The following is a 26,658-nucleotide window of genomic DNA, read 5'->3' as shown; positions in this document are numbered from 1 at the left end:
CTCGGTCTGAACCTCGTTCCTCGCTGCGGGCTGGGAGAGCGTGCTTGCCGCCGGTCGGCGCGGCGGCGTGATGTGCGCCGCCCGCGCCCTCAGGGGCGCCAGCGCGGGTCGAAACCGCTGGTCAACTTGCGTTTGTTGTGGCGCCACTTGGGCTCGTGGTTCACCATGTCGTTCGTCAGGCCGCGCAGTCGCCGGATGACCGCCCCGTAGGGTTTGACCAGCATCGACGACAGGGTGCCGCCAGGCGGCTCGTCCATGAACGGCATGAACGCGTCGGGGAAGCCCGGCATGGTGCAGCCGATGCAGATACCGCCGACGTTGGGGCACCCGCCGATGCCCGCCATCCAGCCGCGCTTGGGCACGTTGCAGTTCACGACCGGACCCCAGCAGCCCGTCTTCACCAGGCACTTGGGAGAGTTGTAGTCCATGGCGAAGCTCGCCTGCTCGTAGTACGAGCCCCGGTCGCAGCCCTCGTGCACTGTCTTTCCGAACAGCCACTGCGGGCGCAGCATGTGGTCCAGCGGGGGCGCGGGCGCCGTCCCCGCCGCGTGGTAGAGCACCCAGATCAGGGTCTCCATGAAGTTCTCCGGCTGGATCGGGCAGCCGGGCACGTTCACCACCGGCAGGCCGCTCTCCGCCTTGAAGTCCCAGCCCAGGTAGTCGGCCAGCCCCATGCAGCCCGTCGGGTTCCCCGCCATCGCGTGGATGCCGCCGTAGGTGGCGCAGGTGCCGGCCGCGACCACGGCCCAGGCCCGGGGGGCGAGTTGGTCGATCCACCAGTTCAGCGTCTGCGGCTCCCCGGTGTCCGGGTCGTTGCCGAACGACGTCCAGTAGCCGTCCCCGTCGATGATCCGCTGGTTCGGGACCGAACCCTCGATGACGAGAATGAACGGGGTCAGCTCACCACGTACCGCGGCCCGGTAGGGAGCGAGGAAGTCCTCGCCGCCCAGGCTCGGCGAGAGCACCTTGTTGACCAGGTTCACCTTCGGCAGACCGGGGATCAGCCCCAGCACCACGTCCTCGATGGAGGGCTGGTCGGCAGCGGTCAGCGAGACGGTGTCGCCGTCGCAGCTCATGCCCTCGGAGATCCAGAGGATGGTGATCTCGTCGAAACCCGCACGCTCCTGGGGCGTCGCAGGCTCCCGGCTGACTTCAGCGGTGCCGCCTTGGGTCGTCATGTCGTCGGCCTCCCATGGAGTCGGTGGGGGAGTCGGTCGCAGGCGGCAGCCCGAAGGCCGCGGCATGCCAGGACGGACGTCGCGGTACCGGCCGGACCGGCCGGGGAGAACGCGTGGTCCTCCGGGCCACGGCGGCGCGACGCACCCGCCGAATCCCTTCACCAGGCTCACACCGGTCCGGGAGCACCGCTCGTTGTGGACGGGCAGTGGAGTGAACGGCGCCGCCGGGCGGGCGGACGGCGCTCCCCGGCCGCGGCCCGTCAGAGCTCGGCGGTGGGCCAGTCGAGGAGGCGCGCGCCGATCACGGCCGTCTGGAGGGTGTAGCGGTGCACGGGGTCGGTCGGGTCGGCTCCGGTCAGCTTGTGGATGCGCTCCAGGCGGTAGGTGAAGGCGCGCACGCTGAGGCTGAGGCGGCGGGCCGCTTCCGCGGCCGTGCAGCCGGCGTCGAAGTAGGCGGTCAGGGTGTCCAGGAGCGGCTGGGCGCCGCCGCGGGCGGTCGTCAGCGGGCCCAGCGTGTCGCGGACCAGGTCGGCCATGGCCTGCCGGTCGCGGGTCAGGACGGGATACACGAGGAGGTCGGCGGACCGCAGGACGGGCTGCTGGAGGTCCAGCCGGTCGGCGAGCTCCAGGGCGTTGAGGGCCTCCTCGTAGGAGTGGACCACTCCCCCGGCGCCCGGGTGGGGGCGTCCGATGGCGACCCGGCTGCCGTCGGTGGAGGCGTACGCCTGCTTGGCGAAGAAGGCCAGGACGTCGTCCTGGTCGCCCGGGGCGATGCAGATGAGCCGGCCGTCCTTGGTGGTGAGCAGGATCCGCCGGTCACCGAACCGGGCGACCACCTCGGTCTCGACGTACCGGGCGGCCGGGTGCGTGTCGTCGACGGGCTCCCCGCCCTGGGCGACGGCCACCGCGTGGGCGCGGGAGAACAGCAGTCCGTAGCGTTCCGCGCGTTCGCCCAGCCGTCCGAGGTCGCTGCGGCCGTAGAGCAGGTCGTCGATGAACTCCCGGCGAGCGGCCTCCTCCTTGCGCATGGCGAGCTTCTGCGCACGGTCGTGGCCCTCGGCGAACGCGTCGATGGCCTGCTCCACCGCGGCGAGGACCTGTTCGACGCCGGCGGACGCCAGCGCGGGCGCGAAGGCCCTCGCCGCGGTGAGGTGCCGGCGGACGAGCCTGCGCAGCCCGTGGCCGTCCTCCGCCGCCCGCTCCCCGTGGGCGCGCAACAGGTCCAGCTCGTCCCGGGTCAGGCGGCGTCCGGTGGCACAGACGTCGGCCAGGATCTGCGCGTACCCCGTCAGATATTCGTCGGGTACCTCTGGCCCCGTCACTCGCCCTCCCCGGATCATCCCTGCACGTCATCGGCGTCGGCTTGACGCACACCCGACAAGATTGACAGACGGCTCCGCACTCCCTGCACAGGGCGTGCACTGTGACGTAACTCACCGCAAGAAGGCGGGCAAACGCATATAAACGCCCCATAAGGGGGAAATTGCTCTAAAGGAGAACTCCACACTGGCAACCTCATGGAGAGGAGACGGCAGTGATGTCGTATCCGCAGCACTCCACCGGAATGAGCTCGCACCCGGAGATCGCCGAGATGCGAGAGCGCCTCGAGCGGACGGCCTCCAGCAACCGGGCGATCATCATCGAGGGGCTGATCGTCCTGGCCGGTGTCTACGCCGCGATTTCCCCGTGGGTGGTGCACTTCGCCGCCCAGCCCAGCCTCACCGTCAACAACCTGATCATCGGCATCACGGTCGCCCTGGTCGGCCTCGGCCTCACCCTGGCCCCCGAGCGCATGTTCCGCCTGGCTTGGATCCTCGCCCCGCTCGGCGTGTGGCTGCTCATCTCCCCCTGGGTCGTGCCCGCGGCCCACGGCTCCCGCGCCGGCGTCATCTGGAACAACTGCTGGCTGGGCGCGGTCACGGCCCTGCTGGGGCTCGCCGCCATGGGGCTGACCGTCGGGCTCACCCGCCGCAGCCGCCGGTGACCGGACCGCCACACCCACCGGTGACGTAGGGACACCGGCACCCACCGGCCACAACGGAGGGCCCACATTCACCGACCACAGAGGAATCCCGACCCTGGGCCGTACCCCGCGCGACAGCGGGTACGGCCCACTGTCATGATCAACATCCCACGGGGTTAGCATATGAGCGCCGCCTAGCTCGAAAGATAAATCTGTGACTGTCAACGACGACTCGTTCACCAACTGGAAGCACCGCGAAGAGATCGCGGAGTCGATGATCCCGATGATCGGGAAGCTGCACCGGGAGCGGGACGTCACCGTCCTCCTCCACAGCCGCTCCCTGGTGAACAAGTCGGTGGTGAGCATCCTCAAGACCCACCGGTTCGCCCGCCAGATCGCCGGTCAGGAGCTGTCCGTCACCGAGACGCTCCCCTTCCTGCGTGCCCTGGCCACGCTCGACCTCGGGCCGTCCCAGATAGACATCGGCATGCTGGCCGCGACGTACCGCGAGGACGACCGCGGTCTGTCGGTGGAGGAGTTCACCGCCGAGGCCGTCGCCGGCGCCACCGGCGCCAACAAGATCGAGTGCCGCGAGGGGCGCGACGTCGTCCTCTACGGCTTCGGCCGCATCGGCCGGCTCGTGGCCCGCCTGCTCATCGAGAAGTCCGGCTCCGGCAACGGCCTGCGACTGCGCGCCATCGTCGTGCGCGGAGGCGGCGAGCAGGACATCATCAAGCGCGCCTCGCTGCTGCGTCGCGACTCCATCCACGGCCAGTTCCAAGGCACCATCACCGTCGACGAGGCGAACAGCACGATCGTCGCCAACGGCAACGAGATCAAGGTGATCTACGCCGACGACCCGACGTCGGTGGACTACACGGCGTACGGCATCAAGGACGCCATCCTCATCGACAACACCGGCAAGTGGCGCGACCGCGAGGGCCTGTCCAAGCACCTGCGCCCCGGCATCGACAAGGTCGTGCTGACCGCGCCGGGCAAGGGCGACGTCCCCAACATCGTCCACGGCGTCAACCACGACACCATCAAGCCGGACGAGCAGATCCTGTCCTGCGCCTCCTGCACCACCAACGCGATCGTCCCGCCGCTGAAGGCGATGGACGACGAGTACGGCGTGCTGCGCGGCCACGTGGAGACCGTCCACTCGTTCACCAACGACCAGAACCTGCTGGACAACTACCACAAGGCCGAGCGCCGCGGCCGCTCCGCGCCGCTCAACATGGTCATCACCGAGACCGGCGCCGCCTCCGCCGTGGCCAAGGCGCTGCCCGACCTCACGGCGAAGATCACCGGCAGCTCGATCCGCGTGCCGGTGCCGGACGTCTCGATCGCGATCCTCAACCTGCAACTGGCGCGCGGGACCAGCCGCGAGGAGGTCCTGGACTACCTGCGCAACGTGTCACTGACCTCGCCGCTCAAGCGCCAGATCGACTTCACCAGCGCCCCCGACGCGGTCTCCAGCGACTTCATCGGCTCGCGCCACGCCTCGATCGTCGACGCCGGCGCCACCAAGGTCGAGGGCGACAACGCGATCCTCTACCTCTGGTACGACAACGAGTTCGGCTACTCCTGCCAGGTCATCCGCGTCGTCCAGTACGTCTCCGGGGTGGAGTACCCGACCTACCCGGCGCCCGCGGTCTGATCCGCACCCGTTGTCCGTCGGCGGGAAGCGGTGTGTGAGACTGCGCCCCATGATCCGCACCGCGACCCCCGCCGACGTCCCCGTCATCCACGCCCTGATCCGCGAACTGGCCGAGTACGAGAAGGCCCTGGACGAGGTACGGGCGACGCCGGAGCAGCTCGCCGAGGCACTGTTCGGCGAGCACCCCGCGGCGTTCGCGCACATCGCGCAGGACGAGAACGGCGAAGCGGTGGGCTTCGCCCTGTGGTTCCTCAACTTCTCCACCTGGCGTGGCATGCACGGCATCTACCTGGAGGACCTCTACGTCCGCCCGGAGGCCCGCGGCGGCGGGCACGGCCGGGCACTGCTGACGGAGCTGGCCCGGGTCTGCGTCGAGCGCGGGTACGAACGCCTGGAGTGGTCGGTCCTGAACTGGAACCGGCCGGCGATCGGATTCTACGAGGCCCTGGGGGCACGCCCGCAGGACGAGTGGACGGTGTACCGGCTGACCGACGAGCCGCTGAAGGCACTGGCCGCGGGGGCGTAGCCGGCCCCCACGGACCGACCCGCCCGCGCCGCCCGCACTGCCCGTCCCGCCCGCGTTGCCCACCTCCCCGCGCCGCCCTCTTTTCCGGGCGGCGGGACACCGCCCCCGATGGCAACATGGCCGGTAGGGGTCATGCCCGTGGATGAGGGTGAAGGCATGGGCGTCAACGGCATGAGCGGCAGCGGTCCGGGCGATCCGCTCATCACGACCACGGCGGTAGCGGTCGTCGACGCCGACGGGCTGATCACCTACTGGAGCCAGGGAGCCCAGGACCTGCTCGGCTACTCCGCCGCCGACGTCGTACGGCATCCCGCGCGGGCGCTGCTGCGCAGCCGCGACCCGACCGCCGCGATGTCCCGGCTGCGCCGGAGCGCCCGCGCCGGGAACGCGGTCGTCACGGTCCGCCACCGCGCGGGCCACGCGGTGCGGCTCACCGTGCGCGTGTGCCCGCTGATCGCCGCCGACGGCCGCCGCGACTGGCTGGTCCTCGGGGCAGGCGTCCCGGCCGGCACCCCTCCCGAAACCCATGCGGCCGCCACCGCCCCTGCCGGTGCCGACACGACCGGCACCACCCCTGCCCCTACCGACACGACCGGCACCACCCCTGCCCGTACCGACACGACCGGCACCACCCCGGCCGGCATCGGCGCGGGCAGGCCGTCGCCGGTCGTGACCCGGCACGCCCGGCGGACGCTGGTCTCCGGGCAGCCCCAGGTCACCGTCGCCCACGCGCCGCCCCGGCACGGCAGGACGGGCCGGCTCGGCCGCGAGCGCACCCGGCCGCGCTCCTTCTTCCCGCTGCGCGACGACGCGGGCCGAACGCTCGGGATCTGCTACGCCGCCCGGGACGTCACCGTCCAGGACCCGACCCGCGAGCGGCTGGTGCTGCTGAACGCCGCCAGCGAACACATCGGAACCACGCTGGATCTGGACCGGACGGTCCACGAGTTCGCGGAGGTCGCCGTCCCGCAGCTCGCCGACTTCGTGGCCATCGACCTCCTGGACGTCGCGACCACGGGGAAGGGACCGCCCACCCGCCCGCCGGGCGGCCCCGTCACGCTGCGCCGGGCGGCACATCTGTCGATCCACCCGAACCTGCCCAAGGTGATCGCCGAGGTCGGCGAACCCATCCGGTACCCGCCGGGGTCCCTGCAGAACCGCTGCCTGGCCACGGGAGAACCCAGCCGTGAGGCCCTCGGCCCGGGGACGCCCTGGCTCCCCGACGACCCGCTGCGGTGGACCGGGATCAACCGGTTCGGCGTGCACACGCACCTGGTGCTGCCGCTGCGGGCCCGCGGCGTCACGATGGGCGTGGTGACCCTGCTGCGGTGGGAGAACCCCGATCCCTTCACCGAGGACGACCAGCTCCTGATCGAGGATCTCGTGGCACGGGCCGCCGTGTGCGTGGACAACGCCCGGCGCTTCGCCCGCGAGCACCAGGCCGCGCTCACCCTCCAGACCAGCCTGCTGCCGCCCAACCTGCCCCCGCACAACGCCGTCGAGGTCGCCCACCGCTACCTCCCCGCCGACGCGGAGTCGGGGGTGGGCGGGGACTGGTTCGACGTCATCCCGCTCTCCGGTGCCCGGGTCGCGCTGGTGGTGGGCGACGTGATCGGGCACGGCCTGCACGCCGCGGCCAGCATGGGCCGGCTGCGCGCCGCCGTACAGACGCTGGCCGACCTGGACCAGTCCCCGGACGAGCTGCTGGCGCATGTGAACGACCTGGTGATGCGCCTGTCGGACGAGGCCGAGGCGGCCGCCGAGGGCCCGGCCGCGGCGGGCGCGACCTGCGTGTACGCCATCTACGACCCCATCGCCCGGACCATGGCCGTGGCCCGCGCCGGACACCCCACCCCGGCCGTCGCGCACCTGACCGAGCCCGTGGAGTTCCCCGACATCCCCGCCGGCCCACCCCTGGGGCTGGGCGGCCTGCCGTTCGAGTCGGCCGAGATCCCGTTGGAGGAGGGAAGCGTCGTCGCCCTCTACACCGACGGGCTGATCCAGGCGTCGGACCAGGACGTCGACGTCGGCATCGAACGGCTGTGCTTCGCCCTGGCCCACCCCGACCGGCCGCTGGAGGAGATCTGCGACATCATGGTCCGCGCCCTGCTGTCGGACCGGCCGCGGGACGACGTCGCCTTCCTCGTCGCCAGGACGCGTGCCCTCAGCCCCGACCGCGTGGCGTCCTGGCACGTACCCGCCGACCCGTCGGCCGTGCGCGTGGTGCGCGACGACGTCAGTGACCGGCTGTCCCATTGGAACCTCGAGGAGCTGGCCTTCACCACCGAGCTGATCGTCAGCGAACTGGTCACCAACGCCATCCGGCACGCCCACGGGCCGATCAATCTGCGGCTCATCCACGAGCGCACCCTGATCTGCGAGGTCTCTGACGGCGGCCACACCTCCCCGCACCTGCGGCGCGCGCGCAGCACCGACGAGGGCGGACGGGGCCTGTTCCTGGTCGCCCAGCTCGCCCAGCGCTGGGGCACCCGGTACACCGGCTCCGGCAAGACGATCTGGGCGGAACAACCCTTGCCCGGCGAAATCTAGGCGAAACCACCGATCCACAATGGGATCGATCGGACATACCGGTCGCCCGGCAGGGAAGCGCGGTGTTAGAAATGATGACGTGGTCGGTTGTTCCCGCCAGCCCCGGAAGGCAGCGCAACCGCCGTTCGATGAGCGGCGGGCGGGCGACGAGGCCCGCCGCCGTCCGGTGACCTGGACGGCCCGGAGCGCCACCGGGTTTCGTTTTCCACCGATCTGGCGGCCCGGCACGGTGGCCGCGCAGGTCTTCCTGTTGCAGGTGATCGTCATACTCGTGCTGGTCGCCGCGGCCGCCACCGCCGTGGTGCTCCAGCGCCGGTACGACGGGGAGAACAGCGCCAAGGCACGCTCCCTGGCCGTCGCGGAGGCGTTCGCGCAGGCACCCGGAACGGCAGTGGCCCTCCAGTCGCCCGATCCGTCGGCGCTGCTGAAGATCCCGGCGGAGAAGGCGCAGATGAGTTCCGGTGTCGACTACATCTCCGTACTGAACAAGCAGGGCGTGCGGCTCACCGACCCGGAACCGCGACTGATCGGCACCCCGGCGCAGGAGATCGGCCGGGCCATCGCGGGCAAGACCTTCACCGAGACGTTCCACGGCAGCCCCACCGACTCCGTACGCGCGGTGGTGCCCGTGGTGGGCGCCGGCCGGCACGTGATCGGCATCGTCACCGCGGGAATCGAGTACCAGACCCTGGGGCACCTGCTGGACCAGCAGATACCGATGGTGCTGGACGCGGCGGCGCTGGCCGTGGTGCTCGCGACCGGCGGTACCTTCCTCGTCAGCCGGCGGCTGCGCCGCCAGACCCGCGGTCTCGGCCCGACCGAGGTGACCCGCATGTACGAGCACCACGACGCCGTCCTGCACGCGGTGCGCGAGGGCGTGCTGATCGTCGACGCCGACGGACGGCTCCTGCTCGCCAACGACGAGGCGCGCCGGCTGCTGGACCTCCCCCGCGACGCCGACCAGCGGCACGTCACGGACCTGGGCCTGGGGCCGGAGCTGACGCGGCTGCTGAAGTCGGGCAAGGTCGCGTCCGACGCGGTGTTCCCGGCCGGGGACCGGCTGCTGGCGGTCAACACCCGGCGCACCGCCCCGTACGGCAACGCCCCGGGCCTGGTGGCCAGCTTCCGTGACACCACCGAACTGCGCGCCCTGTCGGGCCGGGCCGAGCTGGCCCGGGAACGTCTGACGCTGCTGTACGAGGCCGGGGTGCGGATCGGTACGACGCTGGACGTACGGCGTACCGCTCAGGAGCTGGCCGAGGTGGCGGTCCCGCGGGTGGCGGACATCGTCACCGTGGAGCTGCTGGAGTCCGTGCTGCGCGGCGAGGAGCCCACTGGATCGGCGCACCGGATGCGCCGCACCGCGCTGTACGAGGCGGACACGCACAGCCCGCTCCAGCCGGTGGGCGACCTCATCGAGTTCGTGGTGGCCGACACGTCGATGGGGGCGGCGCTGCGGCGCGGCGAGGCGGTGCTGGTACCGGATCTGCGCCGCGCGCAGGACTGGCGGTCCCGGGATCCCCAGGGCGCGGTCCGGGTGCTCGACCACGGCATCCATTCGCTGATCACCGTGCCCCTCAGGGCGCGGGGCGTGCTCCTCGGCATGGTCAACTTCTGGCGGGGTGCCGGCTCGGCCCGGTTCGAGGAGGAGGACGTCGCGGTCACCGAGGAACTGGTGGCCCGGGCGGCGGTGGCGATCGACAACGCGCGCCGCTACTCCCGCGAGCACGCGATGGCGGTGACGCTTCAGCGCAGTCTGCTCCCCAGGGACCTGCCCGACCAGGACGCGCTGGAGGTGGCGTGGCGTTATCTGCCGGCCCAGTCCGGTGTGGGCGGCGACTGGTTCGACGTCATCCCCCTGCCCGGCTTCCGGGTGGCGCTGGTGGTCGGCGACGTCGTGGGGCACGGGCTGCACGCGGCGGTGACGATGGGCAGGCTGCGCACGGCGGTGCTGAACTTCTCGTCCCTGGACCTGCCTCCCGACGAACTGCTCGGCCATCTGGACGAGATGGTGATGCGGCTCGACACCCAGACGGCGAGCGCGGACGGCGAGGTGTCCGCGGTCACGGGCGCCACCTGCCTGTACGCCATTTACGACCCGGTGGGCGGGCACTGCGCCATCTCCCGCGCGGGGCACGTCGTACCGGCCGTGGTGGACCCCATGGGCCGGGTGACCTTCCCGGACCTTCCCCTGGCACCGCCGCTGGGGGTGGGCGGGCATCCGTTCGAGACGGGTGAGCTGAGCCTGCCGGAGGGCAGCCGGCTCGTCCTGTTCACCGACGGCCTGCTCGAGGACCGCGGGCGGGACATCGACGAGGGGCTGTCGATGCTCGCCGAGACCGCCGCGCCCGCGGACCGTACGCCGGAGGAGACCTGCCAGGCGCTGATGGAGGTCATGCTGCCGGAGCATCCGAGCGACGACGTGGCTCTGCTCGTCGCCCGGACGCGGCTGCTCGACCCGTCGCGGGTGGCGGTCTGGGACGTGCCGTTCGACGTGGAGGCGGTCTCCCGGGTGCGCGGCAAGGTGACCCGCCGGCTGCACGAATGGGGGCTGGAGGAGTCCTGCTTCGCCACGGAGCTGGTGCTCAGCGAGCTGCTGACCAACGCCATCCGCTACGGCGCCGAGCCGGTCCGGGTCAGGATCCTGCTCGGGCGCACGCTGATCTGCGAGGTGTCGGACGGCAGCAGCACCTCGCCGCACCTCAGGCGCGCGGCGATCACCGACGAGGGCGGCCGAGGCCTGTTCCTGGTCTCGCAGTTCGCGGACCGGTGGGGCACGCGTTATGTGCCGCAGGGCAAGGTGATCTGGGCGGAGCTGAGCCTGGACGGCCACCCGGAGCCGGACCCGGAGGCACTGCTGGACGCGATGGCATGGTGAACGGAGCGGCGACGCCTCCTTCCGCGCCGGGGCCGGGTGAGCGGCCGGCCACCCGAGCGGTCGCGCCGACCGGTCACCGGTGCGGCGGGCGCACCGGTGACCGCCACGGGCATCGCGGGTCCGGCCGCGCGAATCGTCGCGGTGGCCGCCGTCGTCCACCCCCACCCGGCCCTTCACCGCAGATACAAGGCGCGTCCGCCTCACCCTGCGGGGCGGGGTCCGGCCTCCGTGGGCCCGCGCGGCCTGTCCGGTCGTGGGCGCGGCGGGCCATGGCCGCCGGGTACCGGCACGGTGGCCGTCCAAGCGGCCGGCGGACGCCTCGGCGCCGGGCCGGCCCGCGAGGCCGTGGCGACGAGGAGCACGAGGGCGACGCGGACCGCCCCGGACCCACATCCCCGACGCCAGGACGGAACGCCCACCTATGCGGGGGTCGAACCGTGCGCGCTCCCTTGCCGCCGGGCGGCGGGTGCCACCCGAACAGGCGCCCGGCGCCAGGGACATCCCGGGGCTTTTGCCTTCGCGGCCCCGCCGCCCGGCCGTGCGGCGGCGGGACGCGTCCGCGGCGGCCGGACGACGGGTCGTCCCCGGCCCGTGAACCGGGTGGCTGCGCTCGCCCCCCGTGCCACAGCGGTGCACTGTGGTAGGCGTGAGTTCCTGGCAGGGGCGTTTCGCCGACCGGGCGCAGGGGTGGCAGTCGGGTCACATACTGTTGCTGATCCCGATCGCGCTCATCGTCCTCATCACCGTGTCCGACATCGTGGCCCCTTCCGACATCGTGCTCGGCCCGCTCCTGGTGATAGCCCCGGCGATCACCGCCTGGTTCGAGGGACCGTGGATCACAGGGGTCATCGGTGCCGCCGCGGTGGCGGCCCAGGGGTTCGCGGGCTGGCGACTGGGCATCCTGCCGTCGCGGGAAGTGTTCGTGCAGATGATCGCCCTCGCGGTGCTCTCCTTGCTGGTCGTGGCCCTGTGCGCGGTCCGCGACCGGCGCGCGCGCGAGCTGGCCCAGGTGCGGTCGGTCGCCGAAGCCGCGCAGCGGGTGCTGCTGTGGCCCCTGCCGACCCGGATCGGCCCGCTCCAGCTCGCCTCTCTCTACCTGGCCGCCGAGGACGAGGCGTCGATCGGCGGCGATCTCTACGCGGCCGCCCGCACCGACAGCGGTGCCCGGGTGATGATCGGCGACGTACGCGGCAAGGGGCTGCCCGCCATCGGCGAGGCGGCCCTGCTGCTCGGCGCCTTCCGCGAGGCCGCCCACCACCACGCCGCCCTGCCCTCGCTCGCCGCCTCCCTGGAGCGGAGCATCACCCGCTATCTCTCCGACTTCGAACCGGAGGAGGAGGCCGGGGAGCGCTTCGTCACCGCTCTGCTGCTGGAGATACCGGACGACGAGCCGGTTGTACGGCTGACCAGTTGCGGCCATGTGGCACCGCTGCTGCTGAGATCGGACAGATCGGTGACAATGCCGGACCTCACTCCCGCCCCGCCACTCGGGGTCGGCCTGAGCGACCCCAACGGCTCCGTCGTCGACGTACTGCCCTTCCGCCTCGGCGACACCCTGCTGCTCTACACGGACGGGGCCGTCGAGGCCCGGAACGGCCGCGGCGTCTTCTACCCGCTGGTCGAGCGGACGGCCCACTGGGCCGACGGTTCCCCGGAGTCCCTGCTCCACCACGTCCAGCGCGACCTGCTCGCCCACACCGGCGGGCGCCTCGACGACGACGTGGCCCTGATCGCGATCCGCCGCGTCCCGGCCTCGCCCACCGCTCACCGCTTCGGCCGGATGGTCCAGGCCCAGGCCCCCAACTGAACGGTGCCATCGGGGATATTCACCCCAGGGCTTGCCAAGATGATCACCAAGGCTCGTATAGTGACCGGCAGTTGGGCAACACACGTCACCGGCGAGCGCCAGGCCTCCGAGCCGGCCCCGAGGCGGCGGACCGCGCTCGACGCCGCCACCCCGCCGACGCAGGCCGGCTCCCCGCACTTCCCCGCACTCCCACCCGTACGAGCACCTGGAAGGCGAACCACCTCATGACCGGCCAGACCACCGCCGACGACAAGCTCACCTGGCTCCTGGAGGGCCTGCTGGAGCGGACCCCGGGCGCGCTGCACGCGCTGGTGCTGTCCCGGGACGGACTGAAGCTGTGCCGCACGCCGGAGCTCACCCCCGACCAGGCCGACCAGCTCGCCGCGATCGCCGCGGGCATCCAGTCGCTGTCGCACGGCGCGTCCGTCGAGTTCGGCGACGGCACCGGCGGCGTCCGCTCGGCGATGACCGAGTTCTACGGAGGGGTGCTGTTCATCGTCGAGGCCGGCGAGGGCGCGCATCTGGCGGTGATCACCACCGAGGACGCCGACGCCGGGCTCGTCGGGCACACGATGAGCGAGCTCGTGGAGCAGCTCGGCGAGCACCTCACCGCGCCGCCCCGCGCCTCCTGAGCCGCGTCCCCGCACGCCCGATTCAGAAGCACCGGCGCTGAGTCCGATGGAACGCAGCGGTTGGACTTCAGGATCATGCTGGAGCAAGGTGGGGGCGTCCCCTCGATCCCGAGGAGACGCCCCTTCATCGCACCACCCGGAGACCACCCGATGACCTACGTCGCGGATCCTGAGCGTTACGACGGCACCATGCGCTACCGGCGCACCGGCCGCTCGGGGCTCGACCTGCCCGTCCTGTCCCTGGGCTACTGGCACAACTTCGGCGACGACCGGCCCTTCGAGACCCAGCGCGAGATCGCCCTGCGCGCCTTCGACCTGGGCATCACCCATCACGACCTGGCGAACAACTACGGCCCGCCCTACGGCTCGGCGGAGATCAACTTCGGGCGCCTGATGAAGCAGGACCTCGCGCCGTACCGCGACGAGATGGTGATCTCCACCAAGGCGGGCTGGGACATGTGGCCCGGCCCCTACGGCCAGGGCGGCGGTTCCCGCAAGTACCTGCTCGCCTCGCTGGACCAGTCGCTGAAGCGCATGGGCCTGGACTACGTCGACATCTTCTACTCCCACCGGCTGGACGCGAGCACGCCGCTGGAGGAGACGATGGGCGCGCTGGACACCGCCGTCCGCCAGGGCAAGGCCCTCTACGTCGGTATCTCCTCCTACGACGCCGAGCGCAGCCGGCAGGCCGCCGCCATCCTGCGTGAGCTGGGCACCCCGATGCTCATCCACCAGCCCTCGTACAGCATGGTCAACCGCTGGATCGAGACCGAGGGGCTGCTCGAGACCGCGGAGGAGGAGGGCTTCGGCGTCATCGGTTTCACCGCACTGGCCCAGGGGCTGCTGACCGGGCGCTACCTCGACGGCGTGCCGAAGGACTCGCGGGCCGCGCAGGGCACCTCCTTCGACACCGCCTGGCTGTCCGAGGACATGCTGCGCAGGCTGCGGGCCCTGAACGACATCGCGGCCCGCCGCGGGCAGACCCTCGCCCAGATGGCGCTCGCCTGGGCGCTGCGCGACGAGCGCGTCACCTCCCTGGTGATCGGCGCCTCCCGGGTGGAGCAGCTGGAGCAGAACGTGGCCGCGCTGGACCGCATGGACTTCAGCGCCGAGGAGCTGGCCGAGATCGACGAGTACGCCACCGACGGCGGCGTCGACCTGTGGCAGTCCGCCCGCACCGGAAAGCTCGGCTGACCCGCGCCGAAGGGTTCGTGGACGGGGCGGCCGGACTCCGTGGAGTCCGGCCGCCCTGCGCCCCGGCTGCCCCTACGGCCGTTTCATGGGCCGTTTCGAGGCGCCGGGGCGCGTCCGTGGGGCGGTGGTGTCCGCCCGTTCGACGAGGACGACGACCGGTTTCTCAACTCACCTGGCAGGCGGCTCCGTTGAGGGTGAAGGAGGCCGGATTGCCGGTGTTTCCGCTGTGGTTGGCCTGGAAGCCCAGGGTGGTGGAGGCTCCGGGGGCCAGGGTGGAGTTGTAGGCGACGTTGCGGGCGGCGACGGCGCCGCTGGTCGGGGAGAAGGTGGCGTTCCAGCCGGAGGTGATGGTCTGTCCGGCCGGCAGGGTGAAGGCCAGCGACCATCCGTCGATCGGCGCGGTGCCGGTGTTGGTCACCGTGATGGACGCGGTGAGTCCGGTGTTCCAGGCGCTGGTCGTGTACGCCACCCGGCAGGCGCCCGCCGGCGGGGTGGTGGGCGGGTCGGTCGGCGGCGGTGTGGTCGTCGAGTCCAGCCCGAAGAAGGAGATGGCACGGGCGGCCATGCCCGAGGTCGGCAGGGTGTGCCCGGTGCCCTGGATGCTGACGGCCTCGACGGGCGCCTGGGTGCCGGTGCCGCCGTAGCGCGTACGGGTCCAGGTGGACTGCGGGTGATCGGTGAAGGCGGGGGTCTGGCTCACGCCCAGGACGTCGGTCCACTGCTTGATCTCTTCACCGAAGTTCGGGTAGCGCAGGGTGGTGTCCTCGGTGCCGTGCCACACCTGCATGCGCGGCCGGGGGCCGTTGTAGCCCGGGTAGGCGCCGCGGGCCAGGTCGCCCCACTGCTGGGGTGTCCTGATCACGGTGCCGTTCGCACAGGCGCTGTTCCACTCGGAGCCGTCGGTGGTGGCGAAGCAGCCGAAGGGCACGCCCATGAAGGCGGCGCCGGCCTTGAACACGTCGGGGTAGTCACCGAGCAGGACGTTGGTCATCATCGCCCCCGAGGAGGCGCCGGCGACGAAGACGCGCGCCGGGTCGGCCCCGTAGCGCTGCTGGGCGTAGGTGACCATCGACATGATGCCGACCGGGTCGCTCCCGCCGCCGCGCTTGAGCGCCTGCGGCGAGGACACGTCGAAACAGCCGCCGCTGCGCGTGGCCGAGGGGTAGATGACGATAAAGCCGTACCGGTCGGCCAGCGAGGCGAACTCGGTGCCCGAGTAGAACGCGGGCCCGGAGCCGGTGCAGTAGTGCACGGCCACGAGCACCGCGGGCCGGGCCGGCGCGCTGTCCGGGCGGTACACGTACATGCGCAGGTTGCTCGGGTTCGTACCGAACCCGGTCACCTCCGTCAGGGAGGCGGCGTGGGCGCTCGGCACGGCCAGCAGGAGTGCCGCGAGCAGAGGCGTCACACCCGCGAGCAGGGCCGTCAGCACGGTGCGGAGTCCGGGCCTTCTTCGGGGTCGGGGCATGTCGGCGTCCTTTACTTCGAAACTTTCGCGTCGATTTCGGGAAGGCGCCGCGTCACGCTAGAGGTGCCGCACAGTCGCGTCAACCACTGGGATCGCCTGTAACTCACAAAGTTACAGCGGGAGGTCGAGCTTCAGCCATCCCTCAGCACGGCATGCGCGAACCGTTGACCGGCCCCCGTTCTGTTCGTAACCTGCGCGTCACATTCGACCTTGACAGCGAAACTTTCGAGAAATGGAGATGGCATGCTCATGCCCAGACGGGCGGCGCAGGCGTTCACGGCCGTCCTGCTCGCCGCTTCCACCGTCACGGCCCTGTCCCACACCGCCGCGGCCGCCGACACACTGGGGTCAGCCGCGGCCGGAAAGGGCCGTTACTTCGGTACCGCCGTCGCCGCGAACCACCTCGGCGAATCGGCCTACGCCGGCACCCTCGACCGCGAGTTCAACCAGGTCACGCCCGAGAACGAGATGAAGTGGGACGCCACCGAGGGCTCCCGCAACACCTTCACCTTCGGCAACGCCGACCAGATCGTCAGCCACGCGCAGAGCCAGAACATGAAGGTCCGCGGGCACACGCTGGTGTGGCACTCCCAGCTCCCCTCCTGGGTCTCCGGCCTGGGCGCCACCGACCTGCGCTCGGCGATGAACAACCACATCACCCAGGTCATGCAGCACTACAAGGGCAAGATCTACGCCTGGGACGTGGTCAACGAGGCGTACCAGGACGGCTCCAGCGGGGCCCTGCGCAGCTCCCCGTTCGCGGACAAGCTCGGCAGCGGCTTCATCGAGGAGGCCTTCCGCACGGCCCGCAGCGTCGACGCGAGCGCCAAGCTCTGCTACAACGACTACAACACCGACGGCGTCAACGCGAAGAGCAACGCGGTCTACGCCATGGTCAAGGACTTCAAGTCCCGTGGCGTGCCGATCGACTGCGTGGGCTTCCAGTCCCACTTCAACAGCGCCTCCCCCGTTCCCTCCGACTACCAGGCCAATCTGCAGCGCTTCGCCGACCTCGGGGTGGACGTGCAGATCACCGAGCTCGACATCGAGGGCTCCGGCACCGCCCAGGCCAACAACTACTCGAACGTCGTCAAGGCCTGCCTGGCGGTGACCCGTTGCACGGGCCTCACCGTCTGGGGGATCACCGACAAGTACTCCTGGCGCAGCAGCGGCACTCCCCTGCTGTTCGACTCCAACTACGGCAAGAAGCCCGCGTACGACGCGGCCCTCACCGCGCTCGGCGGCTCGGGCACCGGCGGGGGCGGAGACGGTGGCGGCGGCAACCCGGGCGGCAACGGCTCCTGCACGGTCTCCTTCACCAGGACCTCGGACTGGAACGACGGCTACAACGGTGAGGTCGTCGTGAAGGCCGGCTCCGCCCCGATCAACGGCTGGACCGTGACGCTCACCTTCACCCCGCCGCAGAAGGTCGCCAGCCTGTGGAACGGCACCCCCAGCTGGGACAGCGGCGGCAACGTCATGACCGTGCGCGCCGCCTCCTACAACGGCAGTCTCGCGGCGGGCGCCTCGACCAGCTTCGGCTTCACCGCGGTGAAGAACGGCAACAACTCCACACCGACGCTCGGAACCTGCACCGCGTCCTGAACCGGGCCAGGGCACTTCACGCACGACCGGGGCGCGCCTCACGCGGCGCCCCGGTCGTGCCCCGTCCACGGCGGCCTCCGGCCCCGCTGACATGCCCTTGCCTGGAGCAATGCCGAGGCGGTGGCGGTGCGACGCAGCACGCTGGTGGTCTTGATCAAGCCCGCCGGGAGTACCTGTGAACAGGCCGCCTGAGTGTTTCCGCGAGGACCGTCGCCCGGAGCCGGGCCGCAGCGCCGTGCGCCCGCCCAGACCCGCCACGCTCCCGCCGTCTCCCGGGTGCCGCCGGGGCGAGCGGTGAGGCGGCCCGGCCGCGGCACGGGCGAGGGCGCCGGTACGCCGCGCACGCCCAGGACGCCCAGGACGCCCAGGACGCCGAGGACCCAGTCGCCGGTGCCCGCCCAGCCCCTGTGGCTGCGCTGGCTGCCGGTCTTCTACGTCGTGGTGGTCCTCGCCGTCGAACCGGTCACCCCGGCGCTGTGGCCGGTGAGCTTCGTGCTCACCGCCCTGCCGCTGGTGGCCGCCTTCGGGTACGGCCCCGGCGTGGTCGCCGCCGTCACGGTGTTCGCCATCGTCCTGGAGGGCGTCCTGGCCGGCACCCCGTGCTGCGCGGGCCGTACGGTGGGCAATCTGTGGGACCGCCACTACGTGGCCAACTACGTCTGCACCTTCCTGGTGGGCATCCTCGGCACGATCCTCGCGGCGCACCGTGCGCGCCGGGAGCACACCCTCGCCACGGTGCGTTCCGTGGCGGAGACCGCGCAGCGCGTTCTGCTGCGCCCGGTCCCCCACCGTCTCGGCCAGGTCTCCGTGGAGACCTTGTACCTCTCCGCGGCGGCCGAGGCGCAGATCGGCGGCGATCTGTACGAGGCGGTGGCGACCGCGCACGGAGTGCGTCTGCTCATCGGCGACGTCCGCGGCAAGGGTCTGGTCGCCGTGGAGACGGCCGCGACGATGCTCGGAGCCTTCCGCGAGGCCGCGCCCGACGAGCCCGATCTGGCGGCTCTGGCCCGGCGCATGGAGCGCAGCATGAGCCGCTACGCCGCGCAGCTGCCCGGGGCCGAGGCGGCCGAGCGCTTCGTGACGGCGGTGTTCGCGGAGATCCCCGACGACGAGCACGTAGTGCGTCTCGTCAACTGCGGCCACCCGCCTCCGCTGCTCGTCAGCGGAAGCGGGGTCACCGAGCTGGAGGCGACCGAGCCCTCGCCGCCCATCAACCTCGCGGGACTGCTCGGCGGCGGGTACCACGTGGACGTCGAGCCCTTCCGGCCCGGCGACAAGTTGCTGCTGTACACCGACGGTGTCACCGAGACGCGCGATCCCGCCGGCGTCTTCTACCCGCTCGCCGAGCGCGTCCGGCCCTGGGCCGGCCTCCCGCCCGGCGAGCTCCTGAAGCACCTGCACGCGGACCTGCTCGCCTACAGCGGCGGAAGCCTCGACGACGACCTCGCCGCCCTGGCCGCCCACCGCCTCCCGAACGAGCCCGCCCCTGAGCAGCGACACGGGGCATGACCGAGGCCGACCTCCGTGAAAGGCCCGTCGGGCACGACTCGGCACGGGCCGGCTCCGCCACCAGGGGCGCACGGTTCCGGTGCCGGTCGGCACCTGTGCGGGTCTGATGGACACCGGCGACGCCGCGGCCGCCCCGACATGTCCGGCACACCACGCGGGCGCACGCCAACCACGCACGCCCAGACCGGCCTGCCCACGCCGATCCCATCGACCCGACGGCATCGCGACCGCCCCGGCATACCTCAGCCAGCCCGCAAGCCCGCACATCGCGCGGGCACACGCGAACCACGCACGCCCAGACCGGCCTGCCCACGCCGATCCGGTCGACCCGACGGCATCACGGCCGCCCCAACGTGCCCCCGCCGACCGGCAAGCACCCGGCGGGCTCGTGCCGGTCGGCGCCCGTGTGCGGACGGGGTCGTCCGCCAGCTCGGGCAGGCCCGTGGGGGCCGGGTTCGCCGCCGGGTCACGGGACCTGTGAGGCGTCGCCGGGGCGGGCCGGCAGGGCCAGGTGGTCGAGATCCGCCGGCCGGGGCGACGTCACCGGCCACAGAGGGGCCGGGGTGCCGTCGGCGACCGCGGCCGGAGCGTCGGTGAGGTTCATGCGGTCGCGCAGACGGCCGTAGAAGTCCATGGGGCCCAGCCGGACGGCCCGCAGCCGGCGCGGGGAGGCGTAGACGCCGATCCAGTCGCCGGGGTCGAGCACACCGCGCAGCTGGCCGTCGATGGTGACGGCGGCCTGGCCCGAGCGTTCCAGAACCCGCAAGCCGACCGGCTCGTCCGGCGCGGCCACGACCGAGCGGTTGAACGCCATGTGCGGGGCGACCGGCGTGAAGACGAGGGCGTCCGCGCGGGGCGAGACGACCGGGCCCCCGGCGGCGAAGCTGTAGGCCGTGGAGCCGGTGGGGGTGGCGACCAGCAGCGCGTCGGCCGAATAGGACGCCAGGAGCCGGCCCGCGAGGTAGACGCCGACGGACACCTGCCGGTCCCGGGCCAGCTTCTCCACCACGACGTCGTTCAGCGCGGTGACGTTCATCGCGATGCCCCAGTCGCCGCCCGCCTGGCAGTCGGCGCGGACACGCGGTGGCGGCAGCAGCGGGCGGCGGCCGTAGCGCATCAGCTCCTCGATGTCGGCGGGCACCTCCAGGCGGCGCGAGGCGCGCAGGGTGAGCATCATCCGGCTCTCCACCGTGAGGCGCTCCGCGACGACGGCGTCCAGCGCGGCACGTACGACCGTGACGGGCACCTCCGTGAGGAAACCCACCCGGCCGAGGTCGACGCCCAGGACCAGGGCGTCGTTCACGGCGGCCAGCCGGGCACCGCGCAGGAACGTGCCGTCGCCGCCCAGGGTGACGATGAGGTCCGGGTCACCCGCGGCCTCGACCTCCTCCCGGGAACTGCGCCGCCCTCCGTCGTGCCACACGTCGATGTCCGCGCACCCCACACCGTGCTCGTCGCACCACTCGCGCACGGTGCGGGCGGCGGCCGCGGCCTCACCGCGCCCGCCGTGGACGACCAGGCCGATACGACGCACCGTCACCTCTGCCTCCGGATCTGCGCACCCGAGCCGACTCGATGCCGGACGCCATCCTCACCGCACGGTGCGCACCTCGCGGAACGCCACGCCGCCGGACGGCTCCGGTCCCCCGCACCACCGCGTCCGACCGGCGCCGGCCGGGCGCGGGCAACGCCCCCGAGTTCCCCTGCCTCAGGTGCGGAAACACGAGAGTTCCCGGCGTGTTTTCCCGCGTAAGCAGGGCATTCGATGTGTCCGGAGGTCGATACCCATGGTTCCCTTGCTCCTGGTTCTCCTGCTCGCCCTGATCCTCTTCGGCATCGGGTTCGCCCTGAAGGCGCTGTGGTGGATCGCGATCATCGTGCTCGTGCTGTGGCTGCTCGGTTTCGTCGTACGGCCCGCGGGCGGCGGCCGGAGGGGTCGTTGGTACCGCTGGTGACGGCCGTCGCCTCGGTCGGCGGCGGTCGGAGCAGACGTGCGCCCGGTGATCGTGCCGGGCGCACCGTTCCGCTCGGGGCGTCAGCCCGCCCACGCCAGGAGCCGTTCGCCCGGCTCCTGTTCCCTCAGCTGGGCCAGTGACTGCTTCTCCAGCTGGCGCACGCGCTCACGGGTCAGGCCCACGTGCTGGGCGACCTCCTTCAGGGTGCGCTGGTGCCCGTCGTGCAGGCCGTACCGCAGGCTGAGGATGAGGGCCTCGCGCGGCGCCAGTGTGTCGACGGCCTCCCGCAGTTCCTCGGCCAGCGCCTGGTACTCGGCGACCTCGGGGGCCTGCAGCACCTCCGTGTCGGAGATGAGATCGCCGACCACCGTCTCGCCGGTGTCGTCCACCGGCATGTCCAGGCTGATCACCTGCCGGCCGACCCGGCGCAGCCACACGACCCTGTCCTCGGCGAGGCCGCTCTCGCGGGCGACCTCCTCGACGGTCGGCTCGTGTGCGAGGTTCAGCTGCAACTTGCGTTCGATCTTGGCGAGCTTCTGCAACTGCTCCACGACGTGCATCGGCAGCCGCACGGAACGCGCGTGCGTGGCAAGGCCGCGCTCCATCGCCTGGCGGATCCACCAGGTGGCGTAGGTGGAGAACTTGAACCCCTTGGTGTGGTCGAACTTCTCCACGGCCCGGATCAGCCCCAGGTTGCCCTCCTGGATGACGTCGAGCAGCGGCAGCCCGCGGTGGGTGTGGCGTTTGGCCATCGCCACGACCAGCCGGAGGTTGGCCCGCACCATGTGGTCCTTGGCCTCCTGGCCGTCCCGGGCGGCGGCCTCCAGTTCCCGCCGGCGCTCCGGCGCGAGTTCCTGACCGTCCTCGTCGGCCTGCCGCAGTTCCGCCACGGCGTGCAGACCCGCCTCGATGCGCTGGGCGAGCCGCACCTCTCCCTCCGCGTCGAGCAGCGGTGTCGCCCCGATCTGGCGCAGGTACTGACCGAGCAGGTCGGGTTCGCCGTCGGGTTCGGGCACCGCGTCGTACCGCTTGGTGGCACGGGCCGGCGCCCGTCGTCCGGTGCCTGCGGACGCCGCCGTCCTCTGCTTCGCGGGAGCCATCGCGCGCTCCTCATCTCCTCGCGGCCGCCGCTCGGGTACCCGGAGCGGCCGCGGTCTATACGTCCCGGCCGGGGTACGGGTGCTCGCCCGTGCCCGGACGCCGGGAGCCGTAGGGCCGAGCGGCGGACGAGGGGGTCAGGCCTCGGGAGCCCTCCGGCCGATGCGGACCTGCCATCGCGTGGGCCCGGATTCAAGGTAGTCCCAGGTGAACATGCCGGGATGGGTGGCTTCGAACTCGCGGCGCAGCGGCTTGGGGTCGTGGTTGTTGACCAGGGTGAACGCTTCGCCGGGCCCCAGGCGGGCGAAGCGGGCGAAGACGCGCGGGTGACGCCTGCCGTGCGGAATCGAGGTGACGTCGACGACGGCGGGCCGGTCGAGCCGGCCGCCCTCCAGCAGGGTCTCGAAGTCCGCGTTCAGGAGCGGCAGGTCGGCGCCGGGCAGGAGGGCGAGCGCGGGCAGCAGCACGTCCTGTTCGACGGCGAGATGGACGGTGAGGAGGCTCGTGACGTCCCGGGCGGCACCGGCCGCGGAGTCCGCGTCGTCGGCCGAGGCGAGCGCGTCGATCCGGGCGGCGACAGCGGCCGCGGTGGCCCGTAGAGCCCTGATCAGCAGCCGGGTCTCGGCCGCACCCGCGGCCGGTGCGTACAGGGCCTGGTCGGTCGCGGCCAGGTGGCGGCGCACCTCGCCGGTGCAGAAGTCGGTCAGGGCCGCCCGTGCCCGCTCCCGGTCGGCGCGGCCCAGACGGAGTTCGGTCAGCAGCGCCGTCTTGGACCGCAGCGCGGTGACCAGGCGGTGCCGCGCGGCCAGGATCGCGGCCTCGGCCAGGACGGCCGGGTCGGTCGTGGTGTTGCGGATGTGGACCTCGAAGGACTGTGCCACGGCTGTCCCCTTCTCGCTCTGGCTCGTCGCCCACGCCGACACCCCGGCGATTCCTCAATTATTACATGTGCTATTCGTAAAAATAACGGGAGGTGCGGGGTCCGATTCCGCCTCGGCCCGGCGCCGCCGAGCCGAGACTGGTGGAGCGCGGCCATCCGTTGAGCGCGGCGGGCGACCGCGGCGGAGCCAATCACCGGCGGGCGACCGGCGGGGTCAGGGCGTCTTGGTGACCGTCAGCAGGGCCGCGGCGTCCTCCAGGGCCTCCAGGCTGTGCCGGGCCTGCGGCACGATGAGCAGGTCCCCCGCCATGCCCTCCCACGACGTGTCGCCGCTGCGCAGCACCACTCGTCCGCGCAGCACCAGCACGGTCGCCTCGCCCGGGTTGTCGTGCTCGGCCAGGGCCGCGCCGGCCCGCAGGGTGATGAGGGTCTGGCGCAGTACGTGCTCGTGGCCGCCGTAGACGGTCTCCGCGCTGCGGCCGGCCGAGGACGCCTCGGCCCGTCCGAGGTGCTCGCGTGCGAGGGCGTCGAGGGAGATCTTCTGCATCGCTGTGACTCTTCCTCACGAGGGGAGCTGAGCTGGGCAGTTCCGTAGCGTACGCCGATGCGCCGCCGCCTTCGGGCTTTCCCCCTCCGGCTCGTGGCGGGCGGAGGGAAGCCACCCCCTCCCACCCGGCGTAAGGTGGCCGTGCCGGGCCCGGACGGTGAGGACGAGCACCGGCCCCGCCGGGAGGTGCCCCATGTCGGACGATCCATGGCGGCCGGAGCCGGAAGAGGCGGCCGGTCACGGGGACGCCGCGGTCCAGGGAAGCGGCCGGACACCGGGTGATGAGGCCTTCGAGGAGCTCAGCGCCCAGATCCGGCAGCTCAGTCTGGACCGCCGCAGGCTGCACCGCCTGCTGGACGCGGTCGTGGCCATCAGCGCCGACATGGACACCCGCACCGTACTGCGGCACCTGGTGCAGGCGGGCACCGACCTCGTCGCCGCGCGCTACGGCGCCCTCGGCGTGCTCGGCGAGGGCGGGGAGATCGTCGACCTGATCACCGTCGGCGTCGACGGCGAGCGGCTCCTGACCGAATCCGGGCTCCCGCAGAGCCACGGACTGCTGGGCCGGCTGATCGCGGAGCCCAAGGCCCTGCGGGTCGACGACATCGCCGCCGATCCCCACTCGGTCGGCTTCCCGGACGGCCACCCGGTCATGACCACGCTGCTCGGGGTCCCGCTGACCGTGCGCGACACCGTCTACGGCAACCTCTACCTGGCGGACAAGGAGGACGGCACGCCGTTCGCCGACGCCGACGAGACCCTGCTGACCGCACTGGCCAGCGCCGCGAGCGTCAGCATCGAGAACTCCCGCCTGTACGGGCGGCTCAAGCGGGCCGCCGAACAGTTCCAGCGCCGTCTGCTGCCGGTGCTGCCCGACCTGTCCCCGCTGCGGGTGGAGGTCCGCTACGAGCCGGCGTCCGAGCTTCCCCACCTCGGTGGTGACTGGTACGACGCCCTCGGACTGCCCGACGGGGCGGTCCTCGTCGTCGTCGGTGACGTGACCGGTCACGACGTGGAGGCGGCGCCGATGATGGGGCAGATCCGCAACATGCTGCGGGCCCTGGCCTTCGACCGGTGCGGGCCGCCCAGCATGATCGTGGACAGGCTCGATTGGGCACTGACCGCGCTCACCGATCCGCCCGCCGCCACCCTGATCGTGGCCCGCATCGAGGGGGAACCGGACACCGGGTACGCCCTGCGCTGGACCAACGCCGGGCATCCGCCGCCGCTGCTGATCACCGCCGAGGGCACGGCGCACTGCCTCGCTCCCGACACGCATGGCATCCCGGTCGGCGTCGAACCGGGCCTGCCCCGTCCCGACCACTGGCAGCCGCTGCCCCCGGAGAGCACCCTGCTGCTGTTCACCGACGGCCTGATCGAGCGCCGCGACCGGGACATCGACGCCGGCCTGCGGGACCTGGCGGACCATGCCGCCGCCCTGGCCTCCGCCCCGCTGGACGCGCTGTGCGACGCGCTGCTCGGCCGCCAGGACGGCTACGACGACGACGTGGCCCTGCTGGCCCTGCGCGTGCCACGCCTGCCGGACTGAGCGCATGTCAGGGCATCCGCCGCTCCCCCGGACGGCCCAACAGCGCTGGGCAGGAGGGGGAGAGGGCGCGTGAGCGGTGGGTGCGTGGTGGAAGGCATGGCGAACCTGCGAGTCGGAGGAGAGCCAGATGCCGGATGCTGTGGTCGAGGGTGCCGCGAACGGCGACGGTGCCGTGCCGGTCGGCTCCGGCGGGCGGCCCTTCGAGCAGGTGGGCGCGGTCGCCGACGCCGTCCTCTACGAGGGATACCTGCTCTATCCGTACCGCCGCTCCTCCCCCAAGAACCGCGTCCGGTGGCAGTTCGGGGTGCTGCTGCCGCGCGACTGGGTGGAGCACGACGGGCCCGTCACGGTCGGCGTGTCCGGCTCCGCCGACTCCTGGTACCAGCAAACCGAGTGCCTGCTGCGGGTCCACGGGCCCGACGCCGTGCTGTGGGTCAGGGTGCGTTACCTCCAGACGCAGCACAAGCAGGTGGAGGAGACCGGCCCGGACGGCGGGCACCACCCCGTGGAGTCGCTGCGGACCGGCGACGGCACGACGCACCTGACCTTCGACGAGGCGGTGCCGCGCGAGACCGACCTCGTCGTGCCGCTGGAGGACCTGCTGAGGCGGGAGTGCACCGCCCCGGTGGGAACGGCGGGCGGCGAGGAGAGCGAGTCGCTGCCCGGGGGCGCCGGGCGGATCGTACGGCGGCGCGCGGACATCCGGGCGGACACCACGCTCACGGCCGAACGCGTCGCGGACGGACTGGTCCGGCTGCGCGTGCGCACCGAGAACACCGGGCACGCGGCGGACCCGCGGGCCCCGCGTGACGCGGCACTGCGCCAGGCGCTCATCGCCACGCACACCCTCGTCGGCGGCACGGACGTGGAGTTCGTCTCGCTGACCGACCCGCCCGCGGACCTGCTGGAGCACGTCCGCGACTGCCGCAACGCGTTCACCTTCCCCGTCCTCGGCGGCGAACCGCCCGCCACGGGCGACGGCACCGCCCGCCACGCCCAGTCGCCGGACGGCGGCACCGGACCCGTGCTGCTCTCCGCGCCGATCATCCTGCCCGACCGTCCCCAGGTCGCGCCCGAGAGTCCGGGTGACCTGCACGACGCGGCGGAGATCGACGAGATCCTGACGCTGCGGACGATGCTCCTGACCGACGAGGAGAAGCGCGAGGCGCGCGCCACCGACCCGCGCGCCGCCGGGATTTTGGACCGGGTGGACAGCATGCCGCCGGAGGTCCTCTCCCGGCTGCACGGCGCCATCCGCTCGCTGGCGCCCGCGACCCCGGCCGGCACGGCCGCCCCCGGAGGCCCGGCCGCGGAGCGGCCCGCCTGGTGGCAGGAGGGCGGTGACGACGGCCTCTCCCCCACCACCGAGACGGTGCTCGTCGACGGCGTTCCCGTGGCAGGCGGCAGCCGTGTCCTGCTGCGTCCGCGGGGCCGGGGTGCCGACGCCCAGGACATGTTCCTGGCCGGACGGACCGCGCGGGTGGCCGCGGTCTTCCACGACGTGGACGGCAGTGTGCACCTCGCCGTCACCCTCGACGACGACCCCGCGGCCGAACTGCACACCTGGTACGGCCGCTTCCACTACTTCCGGCCCGACGAGCTGGAGCCGTACACCGCCACCGACTCCCGGAACCCGAACAGCGAGGGGCAGTAACTCAC

General features: G+C 72.3%; 20 protein-coding genes. 13 read left to right on the top strand and 7 right to left on the bottom strand.

Annotation, left to right across the window (positions count from 1 at the left end):
- Window positions 1–89 precede the first annotated feature (89 nt).
- Together ACIQFZ_RS39595 and ACIQFZ_RS39590 are read right to left on the bottom strand one after the other, a co-directional pair.
- Window positions 90–1,178, bottom strand: a complete 1,089-nt coding sequence (locus ACIQFZ_RS39595) for a hydrogenase expression protein HypE (protein ID WP_365424776.1) — start codon at window positions 1,176–1,178, stop codon at window positions 90–92.
- Window positions 1,179–1,438: 260 nt separating this feature from the next.
- Entirely contained in the window at window positions 1,439–2,518 is a 1,080-nt protein-coding gene (locus ACIQFZ_RS39590) for a PucR family transcriptional regulator (protein WP_383062956.1), read from the bottom strand.
- A gap of 197 nt (window positions 2,519–2,715) precedes the next feature.
- On the opposite strand from ACIQFZ_RS39590, the gene ACIQFZ_RS39585 reads away from it, so the two are divergent.
- The 8 genes from ACIQFZ_RS39585 (at window position 2,716) to mgrA (ending at window position 14,388) form a co-directional block, all read left to right on the top strand.
- Window positions 2,716–3,162 carry an SPW repeat protein gene (locus tag ACIQFZ_RS39585; RefSeq protein ID WP_376554423.1) on the top strand — a complete coding sequence of 149 codons (447 nt, stop codon included), beginning with the start codon at window positions 2,716–2,718 and terminating at the stop codon, window positions 3,160–3,162.
- Between the two features lie 193 nt (window positions 3,163–3,355).
- Window positions 3,356–4,801, top strand: coding sequence for a glyceraldehyde-3-phosphate dehydrogenase (locus ACIQFZ_RS39580; protein WP_365778434.1), 1,446 nt, complete (start codon window positions 3,356–3,358; stop codon window positions 4,799–4,801).
- Between the two features lie 49 nt (window positions 4,802–4,850).
- Window positions 4,851–5,327, top strand: coding sequence for a GNAT family N-acetyltransferase (locus tag ACIQFZ_RS39575; RefSeq protein ID WP_402693548.1), 477 nt, complete (start codon window positions 4,851–4,853; stop codon window positions 5,325–5,327).
- Window positions 5,328–5,459: 132 nt separating this feature from the next.
- Window positions 5,460–7,877, top strand: a complete 2,418-nt coding sequence (locus ACIQFZ_RS39570; protein WP_402693547.1) for a SpoIIE family protein phosphatase — start codon at window positions 5,460–5,462, stop codon at window positions 7,875–7,877.
- A 79-nt stretch (window positions 7,878–7,956) separates the two neighbouring features.
- Window positions 7,957–10,755 carry a SpoIIE family protein phosphatase gene (locus ACIQFZ_RS39565; protein WP_402693546.1) on the top strand — a complete coding sequence of 933 codons (2,799 nt, stop codon included), beginning with the start codon at window positions 7,957–7,959 and terminating at the stop codon, window positions 10,753–10,755.
- A 646-nt stretch (window positions 10,756–11,401) separates the two neighbouring features.
- The gene (locus tag ACIQFZ_RS39560) at window positions 11,402–12,562 is read left to right on the top strand and encodes a PP2C family protein-serine/threonine phosphatase (protein WP_365424765.1); all 1,161 of its coding nucleotides are present in this window, start codon (window positions 11,402–11,404) and stop codon (window positions 12,560–12,562) included.
- Window positions 12,563–12,786: 224 nt separating this feature from the next.
- Complete coding sequence (locus ACIQFZ_RS39555; RefSeq protein WP_365778440.1) at window positions 12,787–13,194, top strand: roadblock/LC7 domain-containing protein; 408 nt, start codon at window positions 12,787–12,789, stop codon at window positions 13,192–13,194.
- 150 nt (window positions 13,195–13,344) lie between these two features.
- On the top strand, window positions 13,345–14,388 hold the full coding sequence (gene mgrA, locus ACIQFZ_RS39550) for an L-glyceraldehyde 3-phosphate reductase (protein WP_402693545.1): 1,044 nt from the start codon (window positions 13,345–13,347) through the stop codon (window positions 14,386–14,388).
- 163 nt (window positions 14,389–14,551) lie between these two features.
- Here mgrA and ACIQFZ_RS39545 read toward each other — a convergent pair whose 3' ends face one another.
- The gene (locus tag ACIQFZ_RS39545; RefSeq protein ID WP_402693544.1) at window positions 14,552–15,856 is read right to left on the bottom strand and encodes a PHB depolymerase family esterase; all 1,305 of its coding nucleotides are present in this window, start codon (window positions 15,854–15,856) and stop codon (window positions 14,552–14,554) included.
- Window positions 15,857–16,099: 243 nt separating this feature from the next.
- Between ACIQFZ_RS39545 and ACIQFZ_RS39540 the strand changes: the two genes are divergently transcribed.
- Both ACIQFZ_RS39540 and ACIQFZ_RS39535 read left to right on the top strand, forming a co-directional pair.
- Window positions 16,100–17,461 carry an endo-1,4-beta-xylanase gene (locus tag ACIQFZ_RS39540; RefSeq protein WP_383063274.1) on the top strand — a complete coding sequence of 454 codons (1,362 nt, stop codon included), beginning with the start codon at window positions 16,100–16,102 and terminating at the stop codon, window positions 17,459–17,461.
- Between the two features lie 390 nt (window positions 17,462–17,851).
- Window positions 17,852–18,970, top strand: a complete 1,119-nt coding sequence (locus ACIQFZ_RS39535) for a PP2C family protein-serine/threonine phosphatase (RefSeq protein WP_365778446.1) — start codon at window positions 17,852–17,854, stop codon at window positions 18,968–18,970.
- 466 nt (window positions 18,971–19,436) lie between these two features.
- Here ACIQFZ_RS39535 and ACIQFZ_RS39530 read toward each other — a convergent pair whose 3' ends face one another.
- The gene (locus tag ACIQFZ_RS39530; RefSeq protein ID WP_402693543.1) at window positions 19,437–20,510 is read right to left on the bottom strand and encodes an NAD(+)/NADH kinase; all 1,074 of its coding nucleotides are present in this window, start codon (window positions 20,508–20,510) and stop codon (window positions 19,437–19,439) included.
- Between the two features lie 247 nt (window positions 20,511–20,757).
- On the opposite strand from ACIQFZ_RS39530, the gene ACIQFZ_RS39525 reads away from it, so the two are divergent.
- The gene (locus ACIQFZ_RS39525) at window positions 20,758–20,925 is read left to right on the top strand and encodes a hydrophobic protein (RefSeq protein WP_365428618.1); all 168 of its coding nucleotides are present in this window, start codon (window positions 20,758–20,760) and stop codon (window positions 20,923–20,925) included.
- Window positions 20,926–21,005: 80 nt separating this feature from the next.
- Here ACIQFZ_RS39525 and ACIQFZ_RS39520 read toward each other — a convergent pair whose 3' ends face one another.
- The 3 genes from ACIQFZ_RS39520 to ACIQFZ_RS39510 all read right to left on the bottom strand — a co-directional run bounded on the left by ACIQFZ_RS39520 (window position 21,006) and on the right by ACIQFZ_RS39510 (window position 23,450).
- Window positions 21,006–22,025 (bottom strand): sigma-70 family RNA polymerase sigma factor, encoded by a 1,020-nt coding sequence (locus tag ACIQFZ_RS39520; protein ID WP_365428621.1) that lies wholly within the window; start codon window positions 22,023–22,025, stop codon window positions 21,006–21,008.
- Between the two features lie 135 nt (window positions 22,026–22,160).
- Entirely contained in the window at window positions 22,161–22,904 is a 744-nt protein-coding gene (locus tag ACIQFZ_RS39515) for a DUF2249 domain-containing protein (RefSeq protein WP_402693542.1), read from the bottom strand.
- A 213-nt stretch (window positions 22,905–23,117) separates the two neighbouring features.
- Complete coding sequence (locus ACIQFZ_RS39510; protein WP_365778452.1) at window positions 23,118–23,450, bottom strand: cupin domain-containing protein; 333 nt, start codon at window positions 23,448–23,450, stop codon at window positions 23,118–23,120.
- Between the two features lie 193 nt (window positions 23,451–23,643).
- Between ACIQFZ_RS39510 and ACIQFZ_RS39505 the strand changes: the two genes are divergently transcribed.
- Window positions 23,644–24,999, top strand: coding sequence for a GAF domain-containing SpoIIE family protein phosphatase (locus ACIQFZ_RS39505; RefSeq protein ID WP_365428630.1), 1,356 nt, complete (start codon window positions 23,644–23,646; stop codon window positions 24,997–24,999).
- A gap of 127 nt (window positions 25,000–25,126) precedes the next feature.
- Complete coding sequence (locus ACIQFZ_RS39500; protein ID WP_402693541.1) at window positions 25,127–26,653, top strand: hypothetical protein; 1,527 nt, start codon at window positions 25,127–25,129, stop codon at window positions 26,651–26,653.
- The last annotated feature ends 5 nt before the right edge of the window (window positions 26,654–26,658 follow it).

The sequence above is a fragment of the Streptomyces sp. NPDC093064 genome (assembly GCF_044754605.1).
GTDB lineage: Bacteria > Actinomycetota > Actinomycetes > Streptomycetales > Streptomycetaceae > Streptomyces.
The sequence above is the reverse complement of the archived record's forward strand: the minus strand, read 5'-3'. Positions and strand labels throughout refer to the sequence as shown.